19 protein-coding genes, 1 tRNA gene and 2 rRNA genes (1 of these 22 cut by a window edge) are annotated in these 20299 nt (G+C 41.0%); 6 read left to right on the top strand and 16 right to left on the bottom strand.

From position 1 onward, the window contains the following. The 3 genes from V1500_RS21050 to V1500_RS21060 all read right to left on the bottom strand — a co-directional run. Positions 1 to 207: ribosomal RNA gene (locus V1500_RS21050) — 23S ribosomal RNA — on the bottom strand; it reaches 2739 nt to the left of the window's first position. A 344-nt stretch (positions 208 to 551) separates the two neighbouring features. After that, positions 552 to 2101: ribosomal RNA gene (locus tag V1500_RS21055) — 16S ribosomal RNA — on the bottom strand. Together the 16S and 23S rRNA genes form the textbook arrangement of a ribosomal RNA operon. Before the next feature lie 716 nt (positions 2102 to 2817). Beyond that, on the bottom strand, positions 2818 to 3537 hold the full coding sequence (locus V1500_RS21060) for an MgtC/SapB family protein (protein ID WP_409302324.1): 720 nt from the start codon (positions 3535 to 3537) through the stop codon (positions 2818 to 2820). Between the two features lie 297 nt (positions 3538 to 3834). On the opposite strand from V1500_RS21060, the gene V1500_RS21065 reads away from it, so the two are divergent. Beyond that, positions 3835 to 3907, top strand: a tRNA-Ala gene (locus V1500_RS21065). A 116-nt stretch (positions 3908 to 4023) separates the two neighbouring features. Here V1500_RS21065 and V1500_RS21070 read toward each other — a convergent pair. Beyond that, positions 4024 to 5193 carry a tyrosine-type recombinase/integrase gene (locus tag V1500_RS21070; RefSeq protein ID WP_409306067.1) on the bottom strand — a complete coding sequence of 390 codons (1170 nt, stop codon included), beginning with the start codon at positions 5191 to 5193 and terminating at the stop codon, positions 4024 to 4026. 76 nt (positions 5194 to 5269) lie between these two features. Beyond that, positions 5270 to 6319: a hypothetical protein gene (locus V1500_RS21075; RefSeq protein ID WP_409302326.1), complete on the bottom strand. Its 1050-nt coding sequence runs from the start codon at positions 6317 to 6319 to the stop codon at positions 5270 to 5272. A 131-nt stretch (positions 6320 to 6450) separates the two neighbouring features. On the opposite strand from V1500_RS21075, the gene V1500_RS21080 reads away from it, so the two are divergent. The 4 genes from V1500_RS21080 to V1500_RS21095 all read left to right on the top strand — a co-directional run bounded on the left by V1500_RS21080 (position 6451) and on the right by V1500_RS21095 (position 8717). Then, positions 6451 to 6636 (top strand): hypothetical protein, encoded by a 186-nt coding sequence (locus tag V1500_RS21080; protein WP_409302328.1) that lies wholly within the window; start codon positions 6451 to 6453, stop codon positions 6634 to 6636. After that, positions 6633 to 6836 carry a helix-turn-helix domain-containing protein gene (locus tag V1500_RS21085; RefSeq protein ID WP_409302329.1) on the top strand — a complete coding sequence of 68 codons (204 nt, stop codon included), beginning with the start codon at positions 6633 to 6635 and terminating at the stop codon, positions 6834 to 6836. Before V1500_RS21080 ends, V1500_RS21085 begins: the two co-directional genes overlap by 4 nt. Before the next feature lie 122 nt (positions 6837 to 6958). Then, on the top strand, positions 6959 to 7177 hold the full coding sequence (locus V1500_RS21090; RefSeq protein ID WP_409302331.1) for a Thoeris anti-defense Tad2 family protein: 219 nt from the start codon (positions 6959 to 6961) through the stop codon (positions 7175 to 7177). After that, positions 7170 to 8717, top strand: a complete 1548-nt coding sequence (locus V1500_RS21095; RefSeq protein WP_409302333.1) for a YfjI family protein — start codon at positions 7170 to 7172, stop codon at positions 8715 to 8717. Before V1500_RS21090 ends, V1500_RS21095 begins: the two co-directional genes overlap by 8 nt. A 245-nt stretch (positions 8718 to 8962) precedes the next feature. Here the strand turns inward: V1500_RS21095 and V1500_RS21100 are convergent, their stop codons facing one another. The 8 genes from V1500_RS21100 to V1500_RS21135 all read right to left on the bottom strand — a co-directional run bounded on the left by V1500_RS21100 (position 8963) and on the right by V1500_RS21135 (position 16621). Beyond that, complete coding sequence (locus V1500_RS21100) at positions 8963 to 9382, bottom strand: terminase small subunit (RefSeq protein ID WP_409306068.1); 420 nt, start codon at positions 9380 to 9382, stop codon at positions 8963 to 8965. A 312-nt stretch (positions 9383 to 9694) separates the two neighbouring features. Beyond that, positions 9695 to 10879: a DUF3800 domain-containing protein gene (locus tag V1500_RS21105; protein WP_409302334.1), complete on the bottom strand. Its 1185-nt coding sequence runs from the start codon at positions 10877 to 10879 to the stop codon at positions 9695 to 9697. Positions 10880 to 11525: 646 nt separating this feature from the next. After that, positions 11526 to 12299, bottom strand: coding sequence for a hypothetical protein (locus V1500_RS21110; protein ID WP_409302336.1), 774 nt, complete (start codon positions 12297 to 12299; stop codon positions 11526 to 11528). A 255-nt stretch (positions 12300 to 12554) separates the two neighbouring features. Then, positions 12555 to 13124, bottom strand: a complete 570-nt coding sequence (locus tag V1500_RS21115; protein WP_409302338.1) for a cyclophilin-like fold protein — start codon at positions 13122 to 13124, stop codon at positions 12555 to 12557. Between the two features lie 87 nt (positions 13125 to 13211). Further along, positions 13212 to 13790 carry a DapH/DapD/GlmU-related protein gene (locus tag V1500_RS21120; RefSeq protein ID WP_409302339.1) on the bottom strand — a complete coding sequence of 193 codons (579 nt, stop codon included), beginning with the start codon at positions 13788 to 13790 and terminating at the stop codon, positions 13212 to 13214. Positions 13791 to 13871: 81 nt separating this feature from the next. Then, entirely contained in the window at positions 13872 to 14366 is a 495-nt protein-coding gene (locus V1500_RS21125; RefSeq protein ID WP_409302341.1) for a hypothetical protein, read from the bottom strand. Positions 14367 to 14369: 3 nt separating this feature from the next. Further along, on the bottom strand, positions 14370 to 15089 hold the full coding sequence (locus tag V1500_RS21130; RefSeq protein ID WP_409302343.1) for a hypothetical protein: 720 nt from the start codon (positions 15087 to 15089) through the stop codon (positions 14370 to 14372). Between the two features lie 491 nt (positions 15090 to 15580). Beyond that, positions 15581 to 16621 (bottom strand): NAD(P)-dependent alcohol dehydrogenase, encoded by a 1041-nt coding sequence (locus V1500_RS21135; protein ID WP_409302345.1) that lies wholly within the window; start codon positions 16619 to 16621, stop codon positions 15581 to 15583. Positions 16622 to 16813: 192 nt separating this feature from the next. Here V1500_RS21135 and V1500_RS21140 point away from each other — a divergent pair, with 192 nt between their 5' ends. Continuing rightward, positions 16814 to 17722 carry a LysR family transcriptional regulator gene (locus V1500_RS21140; protein ID WP_409302346.1) on the top strand — a complete coding sequence of 303 codons (909 nt, stop codon included), beginning with the start codon at positions 16814 to 16816 and terminating at the stop codon, positions 17720 to 17722. A 110-nt stretch (positions 17723 to 17832) separates the two neighbouring features. Here V1500_RS21140 and V1500_RS21145 read toward each other — a convergent pair whose 3' ends face one another. The 3 genes from V1500_RS21145 to V1500_RS21155 form a co-directional block, all read right to left on the bottom strand. Then, positions 17833 to 18240: a cupin domain-containing protein gene (locus tag V1500_RS21145; protein ID WP_409302348.1), complete on the bottom strand. Its 408-nt coding sequence runs from the start codon at positions 18238 to 18240 to the stop codon at positions 17833 to 17835. A 76-nt stretch (positions 18241 to 18316) separates the two neighbouring features. Then, entirely contained in the window at positions 18317 to 19180 is an 864-nt protein-coding gene (locus tag V1500_RS21150) for an aldo/keto reductase (RefSeq protein WP_409302349.1), read from the bottom strand. A gap of 152 nt (positions 19181 to 19332) precedes the next feature. Further along, positions 19333 to 20088, bottom strand: a complete 756-nt coding sequence (locus V1500_RS21155) for a carboxymuconolactone decarboxylase family protein (protein WP_409302351.1) — start codon at positions 20086 to 20088, stop codon at positions 19333 to 19335. Positions 20089 to 20299 lie beyond the last annotated feature (211 nt).

Raw genomic sequence — 20299 nt, forward strand, 5'->3', positions numbered from 1 at the left:
CTTAGATGTTTCAGTTCCCCGGGTCTGCCTTCCATACCCTATTTATTCAGGTAAGGATACTGCCCCATTACGGGCAGTGGGTTTCCCCATTCGGAAATCTCCGGATCAAAGCTTACTTACAGCTCCCCGAAGCATATCGGTGTTAGTCCCGTCCTTCATCGGCTCCTAGTGCCAAGGCATCCACCGTGCGCCCTTTCTAACTTAACCATTGCTAATTTGTGATGACCGTCGGCCTTCTTCGTCAGCTTCACTCGCTCACTCCTCACGTATGTGCAATACGCTCCGGTGCTCGCTCGATTGCTTCCTCGAATCCCTCGGTCCTGACAAATTATCAGTTTTACATCTCGGTGTTTTGAAAATTGACGCAAAAAATTTGCCTTATTACTGTTATCTAGTTTTCAAAGAACAATGTTCATTACCTAATGTCGCGAAAGCGACTTGCCCATCATAACACATTCGTCATGAGAACTGTAAGGTAATTATTGGTTTGAAAGAATTGCTTCTTTCAAAACTGAACAAAACATAAGCGCCTGACGTCTGTATATCCTTAGAAAGGAGGTGATCCAGCCGCACCTTCCGATACGGCTACCTTGTTACGACTTCACCCCAATCATCTGTCCCACCTTAGGCGGCTGGCTCCAAAAGGTTACCTCACCGACTTCGGGTGTTACAAACTCTCGTGGTGTGACGGGCGGTGTGTACAAGGCCCGGGAACGTATTCACCGCGGCATGCTGATCCGCGATTACTAGCGATTCCGGCTTCATGCAGGCGAGTTGCAGCCTGCAATCCGAACTGAGAATGGCTTTATGGGATTGGCTCGGCCTCGCGGCTTCGCTGCCCTTTGTACCATCCATTGTAGCACGTGTGTAGCCCAGGTCATAAGGGGCATGATGATTTGACGTCATCCCCACCTTCCTCCGGTTTGTCACCGGCAGTCACCTTAGAGTGCCCAACTGAATGCTGGCAACTAAGATCAAGGGTTGCGCTCGTTGCGGGACTTAACCCAACATCTCACGACACGAGCTGACGACAACCATGCACCACCTGTCACTCTGTCCCCCGAAGGGGAACGCCCTATCTCTAGGGAAGTCAGAGGATGTCAAGACCTGGTAAGGTTCTTCGCGTTGCTTCGAATTAAACCACATGCTCCACCGCTTGTGCGGGCCCCCGTCAATTCCTTTGAGTTTCAGCCTTGCGGCCGTACTCCCCAGGCGGAGTGCTTAATGCGTTTGCTGCAGCACTAAAGGGCGGAAACCCTCTAACACTTAGCACTCATCGTTTACGGCGTGGACTACCAGGGTATCTAATCCTGTTCGCTCCCCACGCTTTCGCGCCTCAGCGTCAGTTACAGACCAGAGAGTCGCCTTCGCCACTGGTGTTCCTCCACATCTCTACGCATTTCACCGCTACACGTGGAATTCCACTCTCCTCTTCTGCACTCAAGTCCCCCAGTTTCCAATGACCCTCCACGGTTGAGCCGTGGGCTTTCACATCAGACTTAAAGGACCGCCTGCGCGCGCTTTACGCCCAATAATTCCGGACAACGCTTGCCACCTACGTATTACCGCGGCTGCTGGCACGTAGTTAGCCGTGGCTTTCTGGTCAGGTACCGTCAAGGTGCCAGCAGTTACTCTGGCACTTGTTCTTCCCTGACAACAGAGCTTTACGACCCGAAGGCCTTCTTCGCTCACGCGGCGTTGCTCCGTCAGACTTTCGTCCATTGCGGAAGATTCCCTACTGCTGCCTCCCGTAGGAGTCTGGGCCGTGTCTCAGTCCCAGTGTGGCCGATCACCCTCTCAGGTCGGCTACGCATCGTCGCCTTGGTGGGCCATTACCCCACCAACTAGCTAATGCGCCGCGGGCCCATCTGTAAGTGACAGCCGAAACCGTCTTTCCATCCTCCCCCATGCGGGGGAAGAACCTATCCGGTATTAGCTCCGGTTTCCCGAAGTTATCCCAGTCTTACAGGCAGGTTGCCCACGTGTTACTCACCCGTCCGCCGCTGACTTCCGGGAGCAAGCTCCCTTCTGTCCGCTCGACTTGCATGTATTAGGCACGCCGCCAGCGTTCGTCCTGAGCCAGGATCAAACTCTCCGATAGAATTTGTGACGCACATGGATGTGCTAACATCGGCGTTGTCACAGGACGTGACGATCTTAGCCGATGATCCTTAACTCTTGTACTTTTAAAGTGTGTACTCACTATTATTTAGACGTCTTATTTCTTATAGAAGAAACAAGAATCTGGCGCTTGTTTTGTTCAGTTTTCAGAGAACAATTTCCCTTTGTCGTTTCTTTCGGAAGCGACTTGGTTATCATAACATCTGTTATAATTTAAGTCAACACTTTGTTTAAATTATTTTTTCGAGTTACTTGATAAGCTAGCCACCGTTCGGCGACAAGAATTAATATACCACCCCTCCAATATTTTTGCAATATATTTTTTTCGTCTTTTTTAGGTTTGTAATTTTTAAAGGTAAATGACTAGGGTAATTATCTTCCCGATTAACTTTGCAACCTTTTTATTATATGCATATATTTTTTGCTCGAAGCATTTCTCCCAAAGGGCAAGCTTTAAGTAGTTTTAGATACAGGGGATACTTTTATAGGCCCAGGATCTTACTTCTGTTAAGGCTTATTTCGGGCTGTAGCAACTTAGAAACCTCACTTGTGGATCAACTATGATACGAATAATTCTACCAAATAAATTTTACAATTCCGCCACTTCTTTTAAAAACTGTTATTCAAAGTTCCTAGCTGGTGCACAAACAATGTAACAAAAAAGAAGCGCCCTTAATGGATCGCTTCTTTTAAACATTAATCAAGACTTTCGACTTCAGCTTGAATAACTCCGTGTATAGATTTCATATCATAGAACACGTCAGTAGTATAGATATTCTTGTTGGTAGTAACTATACAGCTAATCACAATGTCATCCACTTCCTCGATTACCTTTACTCGTTTAATCGTAAAATGCTTACTTTTCATTTCTTTTAGTAAATTGGTTAAATCAGTGTTCTTCTGAATAAACAATTTGACTTTAGTATCCTTTGTGTTTAATCCTTTCGGCCCAAGGTGTTCAAAGAAATATGGAATAACTTTTATGCCCACTATCAGAAAAAGGATACCCAAAATTGCTTCTCCGTAGAATCCTGCCCCGATAGTAATGCCTATTCCTGCAGAAGCCAAGACTAGAGCGGCAGTAGTTAGTCCTGAAATAGCTTCATTCCCTCTTCTCAATATCACTCCCGCTCCCAGGAAACCTATTCCGCTTATTACATATGATGGAATCCTTCCCGGGTCCATTGGGCGTGCATATTCTTTTGCATACAAGAATGCAGATTCATAAGATACAACGGTCAGTAGACACGCTGTTACCGAAACGATCATACATGTTTTTAAACCAAGAGGCTTCCCTTTTAACTCTCTTTCCAAACCAATGACAACTCCAGCAAGAGCTGCAAAACTAAGTTTAAAAAGCACATGAAAATGTATTATTTCAACGATCTCTTCAAACCCCTCAAATAGTTCTTCCATCAGTGGCTCCTTCAGCTTTACTCAGCCTGTACGCTGGCATGTTCTTGAACAAATAAATTAGTTACTTAGATATATATGTGTAATTCAGTTCGCGTAAACATCTTTTTTGTAATATAATATTCCCCAGTTGTTTTTTTGTGAAAATACTATCGCACAGTTTGGTGTTGCTATGCTTTTGGCTAATATAATGACTTAATAGGTTTTAACCTCTTTCAAAGAAATTGAAACAAAAAGTTTTTTTAAAAATATTATTGACTTTTTCCGTAAAACGGATAAAATAAATCTTGTAACTGATTCGGGGCATTAGCTCAGCTGGGAGAGCGCTACGCTGGCAGCGTAGAGGTCAGCGGTTCGATCCCGCTATGCTCCATTTATATGATTGAAGAAAAACCTTGAGAAATCAAGGTTTTTTTCTATGTAACAGACAATTAGTGTTGAGTAGTACAGGGAGATTGGGGACGAATTGGGGACCGTTTTTTTTTTGATTTATTTCGTTTCACTATCAAATATATCGTCAAATTGGTTGGCAGCAGCTTTTTCCGCATCCTGTAAAACATGGCCGTATATATTCATTGTTGTGCGGATATCAGCATGACCTAACCGATTGCTTATAACTTTCATGTGGACACCCTTATTGATCAAAAGGCTAGCCGATGTATGCCGTAAATCATGGAATCGAATATATTTTAATTCATTTTTTCGGATAAACCTATTCCACCAATTTTTCACACTGGAGGGGTGTAACGGCTTGCCATTAAAAGCAGTGAATAAGAAGCAGTGATTTCCCTCGGCCCATACATTAGCACATCCTTCTTTATTTGCCCTCCATTTTTCATAATAAATCTTTAACATATCCATAACATTTTCGGGAATCGCCACGGTCCGCTTTGAATTTTTGGTTTTTGGCTCTTTGATAATATACTCCCCGTTAACATAGGTCAGTGACTGCTTGATGTGTATAGTATTACCGATAAAGTCCACGTGGTCCCATTCTAAACCGATGAGTTCTCCTCTCCTCATTCCGGTGGTTATCGCAAGATGAATAAATACTTGCCACATTAAACTTTCTGATTTTAAACGGGCTAGAAGTAGTTTTGCTTCTTCTTGGTTATACACTCCCGTTTCCCTCTGATGAACCTTTGGTTTTTTAATATCCTGTAAAGGACTGACTTTTATCACTTTCCATTCTGTGGCTCTCTGAAAAATATTCTTCAAGATTCGATGATTATACTCCACCGTAGCTGTTGATAGACTTGCTTCCTTTCCGTCTTTCCTTCTACCTGGTTCACTTAAATCATTCAGAAAAGTAATTACTGACATCGGTGAAATCTTGTCTAAATTCTTGTGTCCAAAATAGGGAAGAATATGGTTTTTCAAATGATGTTTGTAAGTCGTCAGGGTCGAAGGACTAAGGTTTTTCTTAGCATATTTGCTTTCCCATTCTTCCACAAAGCGACTGAATAGCATTTTTTCAGGGGCAATATACTCGCCAGCTTCTACCTCTGTCACGAACTGGGCAAGCAATTTTTCTGCTTCTCTTTTACCATTTGCTTTTACGGTTTTAGTTTTTTTAATTCGCTTACCATCAGGACCATATCCAAGACTTACAATGAGGCGATAGGAGTTATTACCTCTTTTTTCAATACTTCCTGCCATTGCTAACAACCCTCCATTAAAATGATTTCTATCCTCCCTAACACCAACAAGTACGTAGAATAATCACCTCCTTTAATTATCTTAACCGCATATTTTTTCGTTTCCGTTTTGCAATCCATTGCTCCACCAGTTCCGTTTTGTACCCCCATTTTTCCGCAAACTCTTGAACAGTAGTTTTTTTTTCAATAATAATTTCCTTATAAGCTATCGATTTATGCTTGCGAATACGTTCATTTTTACGTATTTTTTCGGGATTACTTTCCCTATTCCACTTGTCATTCTGTTTTCTTAATATTTTTTGGCACATAGCTTCTCCACAAGTGGATTTCTTACCTCCACGTCCTTTTAATCCTTCCAAGGCGTATGTCTGACCACAGAATGTACAAATACCAAATTTCGCTGAGAGCACTTCAGAAAAACGAACCTCCAGCCAGGCAAAAGATAAAGGATTAGTTGATGCCCCAGTTTGAATAGCCGATTTTGGCTTTGTCAGGTCCTTGGGACTTTTAAATTCCTTTATCACATCTCCATCAATTAGCGTGACCTGTTTAATTCTTTTTGACCGTATTTCATCGGCTAAAGCAAGCGACCCAAACTCTCTTTCATAAAACCAATCGTACTGTTGCTTTAGGGCTTGAAATTCAAAATTTATAGTCGGAGTTGCTGGAGTACGCTCCCATACGTACTGAATCAAACATAATAATTCGTAAATTAGACTGACTTTCACCTTATTTATCGTTACTCTGCCATCTAACAAGCCGTAATGTTCTATTCCTATAAAAGCAGTTGCGTAATCAACACCAAGTGATTTGAAGGCATCTTTCACTATTGTTACCATCACTTGGTCTGCTTCATGGTTTTCAGGCGATAAAACACTTGGGTCTGATCTTAGTTTCTCAAGTAAACGCTTACTAAGAGCAGTAACTATAGGCAAGGGATTTGTCTGCTCGCTTTTGCCTTTAGAAAGGATGGTTTGTGTAAAATATCCGTCTTTTAAGAGTGTTTTGGGTTCTGATAATTGTTCATCCTTGGCGGATTTAGCATGTTGAAAAATTTCTATATCTTGTCCAAATGCAAGTAAAGTGGGTGTCACGTTTTCATTAGTATATAAATAAAATTTTTTCAAGTAGAGAAGCTCCTTGTGAAAAGTATAGATTCAGGATTTCACGTTTTAATAAGTTTTTTATTAAACGTGATAGAATCTTTATACTAATATTAGCAGTAGCAAGAAGGGACTGCAAGAGGGGGTAGAATATTTTGAAAAAAGCGAATTGTGATATCCGGCTTGCTAAAGGCAAGATTCCAAATTGGGTACTGGCCCAGGCTGTTGGTGTCCATGAAATCACCTTCATTAGATGGATGCGAACAGAGCTTGATCCAGAAACAAAGGAAATTATTTTTAACGCAATCACAAAAATAAAAGAAGCAGGTGGTAATGAATGATGAAACAAGACATTACAAACGTAACATTAAGTGTGAATGAGGCAGCGCTTTATATTGGCGTATCCACTGATTTAATCTATGAGCTTGTAAGAAAGAAAAAAATACCCCATTTTCGCGTAGGGCAGAGGATATTATTCAGGAAGGCTTCAGTTGATACCTGGATAGTTGAACAGGAAGCAGCATGTTCCCAAATGGCTTGAGTGCGTTTGATTGCCTGCCTGAATAGGCCTAGGTAGTTCCATTTATGATTCAGGTGGAACATCAACTGCGTTTTGCCTGAATCAAAATTTATATAACAAACACATTAGGAGGAATCCATTCAATGAGAAAAGTAACAGTATATAATTTTGAAGAAGTTTTAGTTGCATTGAAATCTGGTAAGAAAATAAAACGGGTCAACTGGGATGGCCATTGGAAATTGACCGTCTTTGGTCAGCTTGTATTAGTGTCCACAGATGGATTTGGAAAAAACATAACCGACACAGCTAGGCCACTTTCGAAAGACATATTTGCTAGTGATTGGGAGATAATTGATGATTAATCAAAGAGTCCCGAACAGAATAACTCTAGAAGGGGGGATGGTTGCAGAAATGCAACCATCTTTTCAGGAAGTAGATGTTGCAAAGTCAAAGCCACAGCCGGAAACACACTCCAAAGTAGCACGAGAAAAGACTTTTCCAGTATCACTTTTTCCGGCTCCTATTCGAGAATTCATTGTAGAGCAATCGAAGGCGTTAGGCTGTCCCTCCGATTTCTTAGGTATAGCAGTATTAGCGACAGCCAGCACAGCAATAGGCAATAGTAGAAAAATACAGCTGAAAAAGAATTGGAGAGAGGGTGCAGCACTTTATTGCGGGATAGTGGCAGAACCAGGTAGTAAAAAAACATCCGCTATTAGCAAAGCACTCCAACCGTTAAAAGATATTCAAGAGGACAATAAACGAATATATGATATACAGAGCAGCAAATATTCCTCTCAACTGGAATGGATTCAAGCGCAAAAGGAACTTCATAAAAAGTTTTCACCAAAACTGGGTCATAATGATTCCAGTCTGGAGCTTCCAGAGCTTCCTAAAGCGCCGAAAAAACCGCAATTCCAACAGATTATAACAGTAGATGCCACCATGGAGTCATTGCTGGAACTATTGTCGGTGAACGCACACGGTGTTATCCAATATCGTGATGAGCTTGTGTCATTTGTAAAAAGTATGAATCAATACAGGGCCGGAGCGGATCGTCAGTATTGGCTCTCAATGTGGTCAAATGAATCTTTAATTGTTAACCGAAAGGGTTCCGAGCCGCTTGAATTATTGATGCCCTTTTGCACTGTTATAGGAGGAATCCAGCCTGATGTATTGGAAAGTATGGTTCAGGGAAATAAAAATGACGGATTTCTTGATAGATTCCTGTTTGCATATCCCATGTCTCAATCAGCCTTATGGACGGACGATGATGTAACTGAACAAGTGAATGATGGCTATGCTAACATCATTAAGGCAATCTATAAAGCTCCACTCAACAATGAACAACCTTGGGTAATAGAATTGTCTGCAGAAGCGAAAACAATATTTACAAACTGGTACGATGACATCAGCAAGCAAATTTCAGATCCAGCCCTTCCCGTGAATCTAAAGGGAGTATATGAAAAATTAAAGGGTCAATGTGCTCGCATAATGCTAATTCTGCATACCCTCCGCTGGTTTAGTGGCGAGTCAGAACATGAATTGAGTGTCGATAGGGATACTGCCACATATGCGGTATATTTGGTGAATGGCTATTTTAAGCACCATATCTCCAAAGTGTTTCAATACTTAGGCTTTTCGGAAACGGAGATGCACATCCTTAAAATTATTCAGCGCATGAAAGATGTTGGTGAAAAAGATGATAACGGTCGTATAAACATCCGAGTAAATGTTTTAAATAAGGCAAAAATCTTAGGAAGAAAGACCACCAAAGAAAAAATACTCCAGATCTTAATGCAGATGCAGCAAGAGGGAATCGGCGAACTCTATTCAGAAATGATTCATGGTAAACTCATTGATTATTTCGCCTTATATGATGGATCAGTATCGAATGTATAGAACTTTTTGAGTAGCAATTACTCTCTGCAGTCCGATGAAAGCCTCCATGAATCGAACAATCGAACGATCGACATTACACTAAGGGGCATGACAGCATGCCCCTTTAGTGTTTTTTTCATGTTCGACTGTTCGGTTGTTCGACATTGCCCTTCGTCACTTCAGTATGAATAGGAACTGCGTAAAGCAAAAAAGAAGCTATAATAAAAGAGTCCCGACGGTTGGGGACTCTAAACATTTGGCTTCTATCAATTTTTATGTGTAGGCCTCGGAATATTAAACTCCACATTAATTGTCCGGTTTTCGGTGAGTTCCTTCTTTTCCACTGCTTTAAACCCTGCTCTATCCAGAAAGTCTTTCGCAGCTTGTAAACGAATCGTAGGAGTGACCTCCGAATCATTCATAATGTCGTACATAATTTGTCTAGCTACAAATGCATCCGATAAAAACTGTGCACGGAGAGCTTCTGTGGTCTCATTTCTAATGGAAGATATGAGGGCCTGTATCTTTTCCGTTTTTAACATCCGACTAGCTGTCACATGAGCACTGTTTTCTGAATAACCCGCTTGAATGGCGGAAAGAGTTCCATTTTGCGTCTTGACGTAGAACTGGCAAAAAAGTAGCTCCTTATCATTATATTTATGATCATTGTCGTTTAATAATGTCATTCCCAAGTGCATCACTTCCTTTACATTTCTATATATAAAATATAGCAGATATCAAATAGAAACAGTGAATATGGCATCAAATAGAAGGAAATGTTTAGCATACTTTTACGAATAAGTATCCTGGAGCATAATAGACAAGACTTTTTTTAAAAGCAATATAATACAGTAATGTTCCATTAAGTATAGATATACCACTGCATAGTAAGTCAAATCGATGCAGTATACATACATACAAAACCGGCATTTAACATGACAATACCGAATTGAATGTATGCTAAAAACTGTTAAGGAAATTTTATCATCAATAGCTATTTAGTCGAAGATGCGTAAGGTCGCGTGATCTGAATCGTTGTTTTCATGCTCCGCGCTAAACCGAGAAGCTGGGTACACTAAGTCCTGAATGTTTAACAATTGGTAAATATAGTTGGCGAATTCATCTTTAGCGTTGGAAGATTCCGGGTTATTCCTTTGGTGATTGATTCTTCTATTGATAGCGCCGGTAAACAAATCAGAAATCTGGATAAATCTACTGTACTTAGAATCGATTGAGGTAAATGCATTCAACCGAAGATTGCCTTGATAATGCAATGTAAAATTATCCCTTAAGGACTGTTCTATTCTATTAAGCCTCATTGCGCTTTCTCCGTCCTCAGCATCTTTAAAATATGCAATTTGTCGAGGAAGACTTACACGCCCAGTTCTTTGTTCGTGTTCAACCCCCGTCCGCACCAACTGATAAAACAATTCTGTTATAATTTCATCTATAGGTTGGGCTATTTTAGTTTTATTAACAGCGATTGCTTTAAAGCTAATCATATGACCATGAGAAACAACAAAATCGATAAAGTCTTTATATACAGTGAGGTTCCTTCCACCATTATTTATTTTGTTGAAATGAAATTCATCCGGGCAAGTATCATCATCTTGTTTTCTTGCCTGGACCCATGAAGTAACTTCACTCTGCAAAGATCCCACTTCTGCAAGAATCCACATACTGCCGACAATAGCGAAATCATCGTTCTTACCGCTTTCATCAGCATATATGGAAATAAAATCCATCGAAGGTTTTGTGGCTATCTGATATTCCTTTTGCGTTTCTTCTCGATTTTGTCTAAATCTCCGTATCTTCTCGTCAGCCTTAAATAGCCCATATTCATTTTGAATTTTTGCGCGTGTTCTTGAAATGGACGTAAGCCGCTCTAATCTAAACAACTTACTAACACTAACAAAATTCGCTTTATGTCCCTCATATACTTCCCAGTATTTAACCATTAATGCCACATCAGAATTTCTAGTATCAGGGAACCGGTTTAGTATGGACGCGACTTTAGTAATAAGATGTTTCGTATTTCCCGCCTGCACTTCAGTCCATAAAGCGGCGGCCTTCTTCCTTCTTTTAGCCTCCTTTTCTTCCTCCGAATGGTCAGCGAGATCATCTTCCTCTTCTGTTAATATTTCTTCATCTATTCGTTCCAATATTCGATCATGTTCAGTCATAAAAAGAATCCCGCCTCGTTACAAGTTTGACTTCATAATTCGACAGAAAATTTGATTATTCCTTCTTTTTCTAAATCATTTTTCAGCTACACTAAAAATATTTGTACCTAAGACAACAAAATATAGCATGGCATTGCTGCGGATGCGATTCCGTGTTTCTTCCAACTTAAACGCACTTTAACGATGGGTTGGTGTTCTGCTGTGTGCTCGAAATACACATACTGGTGATATGTATGCGTTCGGGCCTAACTCGCTTGAAATTCTAAAAAGTTCTCCACTATGTCCTTATGAAAAAAACAGGCCAGCAGCTATGGCACAGATGGTCGCAATTAGATTCGGGTCCATCTCAAAATTGAACCACTTACCTATTTTTACCTTCACATCTTTCACCCCCTATTCGACTAGGACAATACTCCAGGTCTTATTACTGAAGCTTGGATATGCGCCACAGGAAATCTATCTTCAAAAAAATAAGCCGTCTGAAATGAGACGACTAGTCTAGATCCGTCAAAGGATGCACGGTTATTAATACTTAGAAGCTTATCTTCCATATAGCCAATATAACATGGCCAAATTGAAAAATTGTCCGTTTATTGTACGGAAATTGTTCAGGAAATGTCCGCGAATTGTACGCAGATTGTACGCGTTACTCTTTTTCTTTCTGTTCAGTCCTGCCTCCCACCATAACACTGAAGTCGATGGCGTTCATTAGATTCCCTAATGTATCAAAGATGAATTCATATACTTGTTGGATTTCCTTTGGTTCCAACGTGGTGCCCATAGTGACAACGAGAAGTACCATGAGGACACGGTAGACGGTCATCTTCAGTGCGCCTGTTGAGGCACCAATCGGAAGGGTAATGGCTGCTTCTGGTATGTCATCTGCCAGGTCGTTCTCTTCCATATATTCCACAACTTCGTCTAGGAGTTGCTTTGACTGCACTCCGTCCAGCTGGTCAAGGGAACGGCGCACAACCGAATCCATGAGTCCGTAATCCCACCGGAGCTTCTCCGCAGGAAGACTTGCCGATGCAATAAAATCCGAAAAGGGTCCCTTGATGAGGGTGTTGATGGAAGAGGATAAGGCATTCAATGTGTCATAGGTGGCAGATATGCGTGATGAGAACAAATCTATCTTTTCGGCGTTTGTAATCAGTGACGCTGCCGGAAGGGTGTATAGTTTACCGACAGTTTCTCCATAGTTTTTCACCATGTGTGCCTGCGTGGAAGAAAGCGTGTCCCTCATCTTTGCGTTCATCGTTGCTGCCTTCCCTATCCGATTATAGAGAAGTTCCGCCCTTGTAAAATGCGAATTCAGCCTGCCTGCCATTCTGTCTGCTACATTCGTGAAGTCTTCGATGGTCTTAACCAGTCGTTCTGCCGGTATGTCGGTGGGAAAAGTGAAGCTTTTTTCTGTCATTTCCTACACTCCTTGCCTGTTTGATACCTCCATGGTACATCAAAAAGTGAGAAAATACGCCTCCTATCGCTTTCCCCTCAAGACAAATTCTGTCTTTCTTCAACTAAAGCCCCCGTTAGTTTAAGTGCATTTTTTCACAAACTTGTGCAGGAATGCCTCCATTTATATAAGGCGTTAATCCTTCAATGACTAACGCATCCCAAATTAAATTATGGAGAAATATAATCAGTTTTATCTTCATACAAGAACTACATATCAATCTTCAACTAAATCAAAACTAACGCGTATATCACCGTCACCCACTGCTTGAGCAAATTTGTCTACGTCCTCGATATAACCGAGTCGAGTGTAACTAAAGGAACTTGAGATGCTTTCATAGAAGAGTACCAAGCAATTGTCCCCATAAAGCATAATATCTCCCGCATTAATATTTCCGGGCATCTCAGATTCTGTCGGAAGTTTTTCTGAAAAGTAATAGAACTTTTCATTTCTATGAAGATCCTCCATATCTATGCTTAAGGGAAGTTTTTCAATGAGTGCTCGTGTTGTTTGGTTATCATAAAGCCTTGCTGAGAATACCTCGTCGCCAATAGTTATGTTTAGCCCTATAGTTTGTGGGGATGACATTTCAGCCTCATCCCTTTCTTGGTTATTTTCACTGCTTGGCCCTCCTTCTACATTCATTTCTTCACTTTCCTGTTTATTTTCACTATTTGGCATTTCCTCTGCCTTCATCTCTTCTCTTTCATTTGTTTCACTAGTAGAACAAGCAATCAGACCAAAGCTGATCGTAAACATAAATAGAATTAAAAGCATTTTTTTCATTATGGATACTCCTTTCTTTATAAAATTATTTAAGTACGTTCAATACTTATCACCTTGTAATATGTAAATAACACGAAAACAGCAGGATTACTCCATACTGTTTTCGATTTTTTTAATAATTTTTGCAGGTACACCGCCAACAATAACTTTAGGCGGTACATCCCTGGTAACAACAGCACCTGCGGCGACAATAGCACCGTCACCAATGTTTACACCAGGAACAACTGTCGCGTTTGCTCCAATCCATACATTATTACCTATCACTACGGGTGCAGGATGCAACGTACTCCGTTTGTTGGGATTAATATCGTGGTTAAGGGTAGCCAGAACAACATTGTGTCCAATGAGCGCGCCATCGCCAATTGTAATGCCGCCCTGATCTTGAAAACGACATCCCGAATTGATAAAAACATTCTTTCCGATTTTGATATTTTTACCACAGTCTGTATAAAAAGGAGGAAACATCGCAAATGTCTCATCCACGGGACTGTCGATTAAATCAGAAAACAATTTACGAATTTTTTCCGGGGAATGATAGCTTCCGTTAATCTGAGCAATCAGTTTCAGAGCCTCCTGAGATACTTTATGCATCATTTGGTGTATTTCCGACCCCCCTTCAACAGTCTCACCACGGTTCAAATGTGCTAAAAAATCATGAATTTCCATTGACATTCTCCTTATCTTGGATATATTGGCTGATTAGACGAATATCATTAATTTCTGGCGATACGGGGTACTAGCTAGGCTTTAGGTATAGGCGAGCAAACGACCGGCGAAGATGACACCTGTCCATACAATCAGTGAAACTGCCGCTGCAACGCAGGCGGCGATCGGGGCTACGGCGGCATCGTTCCACGCATTAACCCGACGGTAAACGCCATTATGAAATACTGCGATGTTGATTGCTGCCAAGATGAGTAGCCCAAGCTTCCACGGCGCAGCACCAGAGCCGGCAATAATGGTTGCCTGCGCACTTAGCAGTGGAATCCCAGTAAGGATGACGATTGTCAGACCAATATGGGCGATAGGCAGTAGATAGCGAGCGGCTTTTGTAACCGATATGAGGCGGTGTCCAATTCCTAGAAGCCGCAGGTCAAAAGCGAACGCTGGACCAACAAGGACGACGATGCCGAGAATATGGAGACTTTCAAGCACTGGGTACAGATACGGTGTGCTGCGTGCCGCCTCGCCGAGAGCAGAGTCTTGTAGTAGCACTAGTATTGAGTTAAGGAAATCATACATGCGTTATTTCCCCCGGATGCTGCGACGTAAGTAGAAGAAACCTCCGACACCTATTGCGAGAGCAATAATGCCGAATACTGCCCATACTACCCAGTCCCCGGACTTCTCATTCTCAGATAGCTCCAGAACATCTTTACCCATAATAGGTGTATCTCCAGAATCCGTCGACGAGCCTGGCAGCGGGGCACGTACTGGGAGCGTATTGTCTAGTACTTGGTTGACTGGAGTGCTATCGTCTCCATACCAGAACACGACCGGGCGGAACAATCCATTGTCCTCTCGATTGATGTAGCCGACACCTTGGAAGCGCTCGCCGACCTCCAGTGCACGATCTAGCCCCCACATACCCGACCAAGTTGGCGGTGCGATAATGACCTCTATCTCATTGTGAGAGCCGTTGTATGCGTGGGCAGCTTTGACTCGGGTGCTGTCCTCCGGGTCTTGCAACTGCTCAGGAATCTCCAGATCTGGTGTACTAGCAGGTAGGTTACTGTCTACGGTGATATCAAAGTGCGAGTGCGGATTGCCCCAGGTACCATCTGAAGAAACTGTGCCCGCAACATAGACAAGGTTATTTGTATCAAAGCCATCCCATCCGTGATGCGCCAAAGTGGGTGACGCTGGAAGCAGAATGCTTCCTAGGATTACCACAGCGACGATTCTAAAGATGCTAGGCAGTCGTAAACTGTGAATACCCCAAGTATGCAATATCATGTTTTTCATTTATAAAAACCTCCTATTCGTTCTGTGCGCTTCATCACACTTACGTTCATGTTCTACTGCCCCAGATCCTTGTTATTAATTTTAGCTGTGGATATCTCGTATAACAAATACCTATATCTCATATCAAGATATGTTTTGTAGGCATATCTAAAAAATCTATTTTAAAATAATTGATATAGGGGATTGATTATAGAATTTAAAATTTTGCAATACTTACTGTCGCGAGAGAAAAAAGAATAAAGGGTGCTACTGACTGTGGATGATAAGCAGCCAACATTGTCCAGACTGCACAAGAGTTAGGGAGGATTCTTCGCAGTTACAGTTTCATTCTGGTAGATGAAAGAATGATACTGCGAAATAGAGCAGGAATCGATGTATTGTCGATAAATTAGAGGTAGGGTTTAGTTGACATATATAAAGACTGTCCCAAAAATTTAGGCATTTTGGGACATCTGTAAGATCACAATTAGAATTTATCATTTAGGTAAAATTTACATTGTGCTATTATCAATCACGAATCGATACTTTACATCCGATGCTAATACTCGTTTGTAGGCTTCGTCAATTTGGTCGGCAGAAATTATCTCAATCTTAGGAGTTATGTTATGTTTAGCACAGAAATCTAACATTTCCTGAGTCTCACGAATGCCTCCAATCATTGAACCCGCAAATGAACGGCGATGACCGATAAGTGAGAATACGTTGACTGATAATGGCTCCGCCGGCGCACCGACGTTGACTAGTGTACCATCCAAAGTTAACAGTGCGAAATAAGCATTAATGTCAACTTTTGCACTTACCGTGTTAATAATTAAATCAAAAGTTCCGGCTAGTTTCTCGAATGTCTTAGGATCATTTGTAGCATAGTAGTGGTCTGCACCAAATTGTAACCCATCGTCCTTTTTGTTTAATGTTTGTGAAAGAACGGTGACTTCGGCACCCATAGCGTGTGCAATTTTAACAGCCATATGACCAAGGCCGCCCATACCTATAACCGCTACTTGCTTATCCGGACCTGCACCCCAATGGTTTAATGGCGAATATGTCGTTATTCCTGCGCACAGCAGTGGTGCTGCTGCAGCAAGTTCGATGCTGTCTGGAATTCTTACTACGAAGTCTTCAGTAACAACGATGTGAGTAGAATACCCACCTTGAGTAGGTTCACCGTATTTGTCAACACCGGCATAGGTAGGAATATTTCCTTTGAGGCAATATTGCTCTTCTCCTTTTAGGCAGTTCTCACATTCACCACAGGAATCAACCATACATCCAACACCTACTCGATCACCAATCTCATACTTTGTTACGTTGGTTCCTATACCGGTAACAATTCCCGCAATCTCGTGTCCAGGTACGAGTGGATAGTTTACGGGACCCCATTCTCCATGAGCAGTATGAATGTCTGAATGGCATATGCCTGCATATTTTATTTCAATCAGAACATCATGTGAATCAAGGTCTCTTCTTTTTATTTCAGCCACTCGAAACGGTTTGTCTGGACCGTCAACAGCTCTCGCTTTAGCAGTTATCATTATTAAACCTCCTATTATGTATAACGTTGTGAGACTATATGAGTTTCCCCGGAGAGTCATATAGATTTCCTTGTTAATTATTTTAGCGTGTTTCCTGTGTATATCCTATTACTTATAACTTATATCAAGATATGCTTGATAGGTATATCTTGAATATATATACTTAAAAACATTATAAAGGGGGAGTGATAGATGGAACTTAGAGTTTTACGCTATTTTCTTACTGTGGCAAGAGAAGGGAGCATTACAGCTGCTGCTGATGTACTGCATGTTACACAGCCAACCTTATCAAGACAATTAAAGGACCTCGAAGAGGAATTAGGAAAAAAGCTATTTATTCGCAGTAGCCATAGTATCATTCTCACAGAAGAAGGATTGCTCTTAAGAAGGAGAGCAGAAGAAATCATAGATATGGTTGATAAAGTAGAATCAGAATTTAGTTCGATGGAAGAAACAATAAGCGGTGATGTTTACATAGGTGGCGGGGAAACAGATGCTATGAAACAGATTGCAAGTATAATAAAAGAGTTACAGGTAAGTTACCCCAATATCCGGTATCACCTCTACAGCGGAAACTCAGAAGATGTGACTGAACGGCTTGATAAGGGACTGCTTGATTTTGGTATTTTAATTCAGCCGGCGGATTTATCAAAATACAATTATATCGATATCCCAGCCAAAGATGTTTGGGGTGTTGTTATGAGAAAAGACAGTCCTCTTGCAATGAAAGATGCCATCCAAGCGGAAGATTTATTAAATGTTCCAATAATTTGTTCACGACAAGCAATAAAACAGACATTATCCAAAAATGAATTTTCGAATTGGTTTGGTGAAGATTTCGATAAACTAAACGTTGTAACTACATACAATCTTGCATACAATGCTTCCATTATGGTTGAAGAAGGCATCGGGTATGGACTCGTCCTAGATAAAATTGTGAATACGTCTAGTGATAGTAATCTTTGTTTTAGACCACTAGAGCCAAGACTTGAATCTGGATTAAATATTGTTTGGAAAAAGCATCAGGTTTTTTCCGCTGCTGCTGATTTGTTTTTAAAAGCAATGCAAAAAAAATTCTTTAATTCTTTATCAGGCAAATAGGAGTTTTCAGCACTTATACTCATAGAATAAGCACTAGTTAGAAAAGCAAAAAAGTAGCCGATATAAGGCTACTTTTTATGTTGTATTAACAATAAATTGTGTAATGTAAATTATTTTATCTTGTTATATTCTTCTTCTGTAACCGGCTCCAACCATTCCGGTCTGCCTGCAGTAATTGCGATATGTTCAAACCAGCTGTCTTTTGTAGCTCCATGCCAGTGTTTTACACCATCATGGGTGACAATAACATCACCGGCTTTTAAGAATTGTGCAGGTTTTCCTTCCTCTTGGTACCAACCTTCTCCACCGGTTACTAATAAAATTTGGTATCCATCACGATGGATATGCCAGTTATTCCGGCATCCCGGTTCAAAAGTTACATTCCCGACACCAACACTTACGTTAGGATCAGAAACTAATCCTTTAAGGTAACTTTGTCCCACAAAAAATTGCGAAAATGGATTTTTTTCGCCCACTGGGAAAATAACACCATTTTTAACTTCTTCATGTTTCGCCATTTTGATGCCTCCAATAATATCATTAATATTTTTTATGGCTAATCAACTGCTATAAAAAGTCCTCATTATTACACGTTTACTTTAATTTCCCGCCAAATACCGGGAAGAAGCTATGCTCACCATAATTCTGGATGTGCTCTACATGCTTCAAAGTCTCCATATCTGCGTCGCTGATAACAAAATCTAGCTCTGCATTGTTTCTCATGTGATCCGGATTTGCAGTCTTAGGAATAACTACAAGACCAAGCTGGATATCATAACGTAGGCAAAGCTGAGCAACAGATACTCCATACTTATCAGCTATTACTTTAATCTCTGCATTATCGAGAACTGCACCGTGTGCAATAGGTGAATATGCCTCTACCAGGATGTCATTCTTCTGGCAGAATTCAATTAGTTCAGAAGGAGTATTGCTCACATGTACCAATACCTGATTTACCATAGGCTTAATCTCACAGTTTGCAAGAATATTCTCTACATCATCCTGAAGGAAGTTAGAGAGACCTATTGCCTTTACTTTGCCTGTTTTATAAGCATCCTCCATTGCCTTCCATACTTCTTTGTTTTCCTCGAAGTAACGGTTATCCTCACGGTACTCCTTCCAAGGCTGTGGGCTATGGATAATCAGTAAGTCAATGTAATCTAGTCCCATCTTTGCTAAAGACTCATCAATGGAATGCGTAACTGCATCAAAGCTCTTTGCTTCCGCAGCAACCTTTGTTGTAATGAAAAGTTCTTCTCTTGAGAGACCACAGGAACGTATTCCATCGCCAACACCAACTTCATTCATATAAGCCTGAGCAGTATCAATATGACGATATCCGATAGATACCGCATCACGAACTGCCTGGGCTGTCTGTGCATCGTCCAGTAGCCAGGTACCAAGACCCAATTTTGGAATTTCTACACCATTTGATAATTTGTAAGTTTCGTTAAACATACTTTTGCCTCCTTTGCATTGTTAATTTTTGTTGTACCTTGCCTTATATACTTAGTTTTTTCATTTCTCATTAAGAATTTCTTCAAATGGAACAGAGACGCTTCACTCTCCAGCGTTCACTGGATCCTTTACAGCTTGAACAATCTAATTTCTTAATTTTCAGGAATAATTTCATTGACGCAGGCTAATGCGTTAAGTGTTCTCGGAAAGCCCATATATGGGAGGCAGTGGGTTAGGGCTGTTATTAATGTTTCCTTGTCATTGCCTACATTTTTGTTACCCTGAACATGTGCTTTAACTTGACCTTCCGCACCGCCCAACGCACTAATGATACAAAACGTCAACAACTCTCGTGTTTTCAAATCAAGTCCATCACGAGTGTAGAAATCGCCAAAGCAAAAAGCAGAAAGAAAATCTTGTATGTGCTTCTGATTTAATGGTGCACTTTCCCGCATTTTTGCAATAACATCACCAAAAATCTCTACTTGAACTGCAAGACCTTTGTCAAAACGAGTGCCTTCATCGACAGTCTTTTGACTTTCAATCAGTACAGCAATATTCTTTGCTTTGAAAACCTCATTGACTTCATTGATCGCATTCAAAGTTTTGGGGAATCCAATATACGGAGCACACTGGTAAACAGTCTCTTTGATTTCTAAAGGTGTTAGCCCAACGTTTAGTGCTACGTGAATATGTGCCTTTAGCTGAGGCAACGTCTGGTTAGTCGTAAGAACGGCCAGCGTAATCAGCTCACGCATCTTATCATCAAGGTTGCCTTGAAAAAAAACTTCCCCAAAAATAAAATGGTTCAGAATATCCTGAAAATCAGGATCGGTTTCGTTTGTGGCAGGTACTCCTTCACCAATTAGCTGTTTTAACTTTTTCTTACTCTTTTCAACACGATCCATGATTAACACCCCCTCTTTAAATTTATAAACTCTTCTATTATTCCGAAGGTTGTAAAATTTGATGCTCAAATAATTTGCGCATTGATACGTTATTGCACACCTGTATATAATATAAAATGTAAGCAGGACAACTACAACAAACAAAATGCTACGATTTGTGCGTTACTGCACAACGTGAATAAAAACGTGCGATAATTAAGAAAGCATGGTG

Origin of the sequence: Peribacillus sedimenti (assembly GCF_046237635.1) — a bacterium.
Classification (GTDB): domain Bacteria; phylum Bacillota; class Bacilli; order Bacillales; family DSM-1321; genus Peribacillus; species Peribacillus sedimenti.

Excerpts from the sequence above, each read along its gene's own strand:
- V1500_RS21070 (WP_409306067.1), bottom strand. The coding sequence starts at position 5,193 with ATGGCAGGAAGTATTGAAAAAAGAGGTAATAACTCCTATCGCCTCATT.
- V1500_RS21155 (WP_409302351.1), bottom strand. The coding sequence starts at position 20,088 with ATGGATCGTGTTGAAAAGAGTAAGAAAAAGTTAAAACAGCTAATTGGT.
- V1500_RS21150 (WP_409302349.1), bottom strand. The coding sequence starts at position 19,180 with ATGTTTAACGAAACTTACAAATTATCAAATGGTGTAGAAATTCCAAAA.
- V1500_RS21105 (WP_409302334.1), bottom strand. The coding sequence starts at position 10,879 with ATGACTGAACATGATCGAATATTGGAACGAATAGATGAAGAAATATTA.
- V1500_RS21120 (WP_409302339.1), bottom strand. The coding sequence starts at position 13,790 with ATGGAAATTCATGATTTTTTAGCACATTTGAACCGTGGTGAGACTGTT.
- V1500_RS21100 (WP_409306068.1), bottom strand. The coding sequence starts at position 9,382 with ATGACATTATTAAACGACAATGATCATAAATATAATGATAAGGAGCTA.
- V1500_RS21090 (WP_409302331.1), top strand. The coding sequence starts at position 6,959 with ATGAGAAAAGTAACAGTATATAATTTTGAAGAAGTTTTAGTTGCATTG.
- V1500_RS21115 (WP_409302338.1), bottom strand. The coding sequence starts at position 13,124 with ATGAAAAAAATGCTTTTAATTCTATTTATGTTTACGATCAGCTTTGGT.
- V1500_RS21140 (WP_409302346.1), top strand. The coding sequence starts at position 16,814 with ATGGAACTTAGAGTTTTACGCTATTTTCTTACTGTGGCAAGAGAAGGG.
- V1500_RS21130 (WP_409302343.1), bottom strand. The coding sequence starts at position 15,089 with ATGAAAAACATGATATTGCATACTTGGGGTATTCACAGTTTACGACTG.
- V1500_RS21060 (WP_409302324.1), bottom strand. The coding sequence starts at position 3,537 with ATGGAAGAACTATTTGAGGGGTTTGAAGAGATCGTTGAAATAATACAT.
- V1500_RS21135 (WP_409302345.1), bottom strand. The coding sequence starts at position 16,621 with ATGATAACTGCTAAAGCGAGAGCTGTTGACGGTCCAGACAAACCGTTT.
- V1500_RS21125 (WP_409302341.1), bottom strand. The coding sequence starts at position 14,366 with ATGTATGATTTCCTTAACTCAATACTAGTGCTACTACAAGACTCTGCT.
- V1500_RS21085 (WP_409302329.1), top strand. The coding sequence starts at position 6,633 with ATGATGAAACAAGACATTACAAACGTAACATTAAGTGTGAATGAGGCA.
- V1500_RS21145 (WP_409302348.1), bottom strand. The coding sequence starts at position 18,240 with ATGGCGAAACATGAAGAAGTTAAAAATGGTGTTATTTTCCCAGTGGGC.
- V1500_RS21110 (WP_409302336.1), bottom strand. The coding sequence starts at position 12,299 with ATGACAGAAAAAAGCTTCACTTTTCCCACCGACATACCGGCAGAACGA.
- V1500_RS21095 (WP_409302333.1), top strand. The coding sequence starts at position 7,170 with ATGATTAATCAAAGAGTCCCGAACAGAATAACTCTAGAAGGGGGGATG.